Below are 3017 nucleotides of genomic sequence, written 5' to 3' on the forward strand. Positions count from 1 at the left end.
GATCTTTGAAAAGTAGATAAATTCTGACGTAAGGTTAAGGAAGAGAAGGCACGCAGTGAATGCCTTGGCACTAAGCACCGATGAAGGACGCAACTAACGGCGAAACGCCACAGGGGAGCAGTAAGTACGCGACGATCCGTGGGAATCCGAATGAGGCAACTCGGCATGTGGAAGACATGTCATCCCAGAAATGGGAGGGGGACGCAGGGAATTGAAATATCTCAGTACCTGCAGGAAAAGAAAGTAAAAACGATTCTACTAGTAGCGACGAGCGAACGTGGAGGAGCCTGATTAGCAGACGAGTTACAAAACCATAATATAGACGAATGGCATGGGAAGGCCAATCAAAGAAGGTGAGAATCCTGTAGTCGAAATGTTATGGACTCAGCTAACGAGAAGTAGGGCGGGACACGAGGAATCCCGTTTGAAGATCGGAGGACCATCTCCGAAGGCTAAATATGTCTTAGTGACCGATAGTGAACCAGTACAGTGATGGAAAGGTGAAAAGAACCCCGGGAGGGGAGTGAAATAGAACCTGAAACTGTGTGCCTACAACTAGTTAGAGGGCGTTAATGCCTAATAGCATGCCTTTTGTAGAATGAACCGGCGAGTTACGTTACAGAGCAAGGTTAAGCCTAGAGGGGCGGAGCCGAAGCGAAAGCGAGTCTGAATAGGGCGAATAAGTTGTGTGACGTAGACCCGAAACCGGGTGAGCTAGCCATGAGCAGGTTGAAGTTTATGTAAGAGTAAATGGAGGACCGAACCGCGGAATGTTGAAAAATTCTCGGATGACTTGTGGCTAGGGGTGAAATTCCAATCGAACTCGGAGATAGCTGGTTCTCCCCGAAATAGCTTTAGGGCTAGCGTTAGCAGAAGGTTTTATGAAGGTAGAGCACTGAATGTGTGATGGCCCCACCTCGGGGTACTGAGCTCAATCAAACTCCGAATGTCATAAAATAAGGCTAGCAGTCAGACTGTGGGTGATAAGGTTCATGGTCAAGAGGGAAAGAGCCCAGATCGCCAGATAAGGTCCCAAAATTCATACTAAGTGGCAAAGGAAGTGGAGATGCACAAACAACTAGGAGGTTGGCTTAGAAGCAGCCATCCTTTAAAGAGTGCGTAATAGCTCACTAGTCGAGTGACTCTGCGCCGAAAATGTACCGGGGCTAAGTATGATACCGAAGCTGCGAATTTGGATTGAATCCAAGTGGTAGGGGAGCGTTCTAACAGCGGAGAAGGTTGATCGGAAGGACAGCTGGAGCGGTTAGAAGTGAGAATGCCGGTGTAAGTAACGAAAAGACAGGTGAGAATCCTGTCCGTCGAAAACCCAAGGTTTCCAGGGGAAGGTTCGTCCGCCCTGGGTAAGTCGGGGCCTAAGGTGAGGCTGAGAAGCGTAGCCGATGGATAGCAGGTAGAGATTCCTGCACTAGTATATAGACTGATGGAGTGACAGAGCAGGCTAACATCCGCCCCTGAATGGATTGGGGACAAGGATCTAGGGCTGTCGTGCAGGTAAATCCGCATGGCGAGGCTGAGGATCGGTAGGTAAAGGATGATGACGTCATACTTTCAAGAAAAGCTTCTAGGGTTAATCTATATACTACCCGTACCGTAAACCGACACAGGTGGGTGGGTAGAGAATACTAAGACGCGCGAGAAAACTCTTGTTAAGGAACTCGGCAAATTGACCCCGTAACTTCGGGATAAGGGGGACTCAAAATGCAAAAAATGAGTCGCAGAAAAGAAGCCCAAGCGACTGTTTATCAAAAACACAGGTCTCTGCAAAACCGCAAGGTGAAGTATAGGGGCTGACGCCTGCCCGGTGCTGGAAGATTAAGAGGAGATGTCAGGAAACGAAGCATTGAATTGAAGTCCCAGTAAACGGCGGCCGTAACTATAACGGTCCTAAGGTAGCGAAATTCCTTGTCGGGTAAGTTCCGACCCGCACGAAAGGCGTAACGATTTGGGCACTGTCTCAACAAGAGGCTCGGTGAAATCAAGTTTACCGGTGAAAACGCCGGTTACCCGCGATTAGACGAAAAGACCCCATGGAGCTTTACTGTAGCTTGATATTGATATACTGTGTACGATGTACAGGATAGGTGGGAGACTGAGAAATTAGGACGTTAGTCTTGATGGAGTCGACGTTGGGATACCACCCTTTGTGCACGGCGTATCTAACTAGCGGATGTGTAATCCGGAGGACAGTGTCTGGTGGGCAGTTTGACTGGGGCGGTCGCCTCCCAAAGAGTAACGGAGGCGCCCGAAGGTACCCTCAGAATGGTTGGAAATCATTCGTAGAGCGCAAAAGCATAAGGGTGCTTGACTGCGAGACCAACAAGTCGAGCAGGGACGAAAGTCGGGTTTAGTGATCTTACGGTTCCGAATGGAAGGGCCGTGACTCAACGGATAAAAGCTACCCTGGGGATAACAGGCTTATCGCTTCCAAGCGTTCACAGCGACGAAGCGGTTTGGCACCTCGATGTCGGCTCGTCGCATCCTGGAGCTGAAGAAGGTTCCAAGGGTTGGGCTGTTCGCCCATTAAAGCGGCACGCGAGCTGGGTTCAGAACGTCGTAAGACAGTTCGGTCTCTATCTATCGTGGGCGTTGGAAATTTGAAGGGAGCTGTCCTTAGTACGAGAGGACCGGGATGGACATACCGCTGGTGCACCAGTTGGCCTGCCAAGGCCACAGCTGGGTAGCTATGTATGGACGGGATAAACGCTGAAAGCATCTAAGCGTGAAGCCCCCCTTAAGATGAGATTTCCCATTAGCAATAAGTAAGTTCCCTTGTAGACCACGAGGTTGATAGGTCAGGTATGGAAGCGTCGCGAGGCGTGAAGTTGACTGATACTAATAGAACGAGGACTTAACCTTACAAATGAATTTATCTAGTTTTGAGAGATGTCTGGTGACGATGGCGAAGTGGACACACCTGTTCCCATCCCGAACACAGAAGTTAAGCACTTCAGCGCCGAAAATAGTACAATGTGCGAAGATAGGACGTTGCCAGGCAA

The 3017-nt window shown here is 49.6% G+C and carries 2 rRNA genes; both read left to right on the plus strand.

Annotated elements, in window-relative coordinates:
- The first annotated feature begins 32 nt into the window (after window positions 1-32).
- Window positions 33-2877: ribosomal RNA gene (locus N7548_RS08785) — 23S ribosomal RNA — on the plus strand.
- Window positions 2878-2907: 30 nt separating this feature from the next.
- Window positions 2908-3015 (plus strand): 5S ribosomal RNA (gene rrf / locus N7548_RS08790).
- Window positions 3016-3017: the final 2 nt, after the last annotated feature.

The organism is Paracholeplasma manati, assembly GCF_025742995.1.
Taxonomy (GTDB): Bacteria; Bacillota_I; Bacilli_A; order Acholeplasmatales; family UBA5453; genus Paracholeplasma; species Paracholeplasma manati.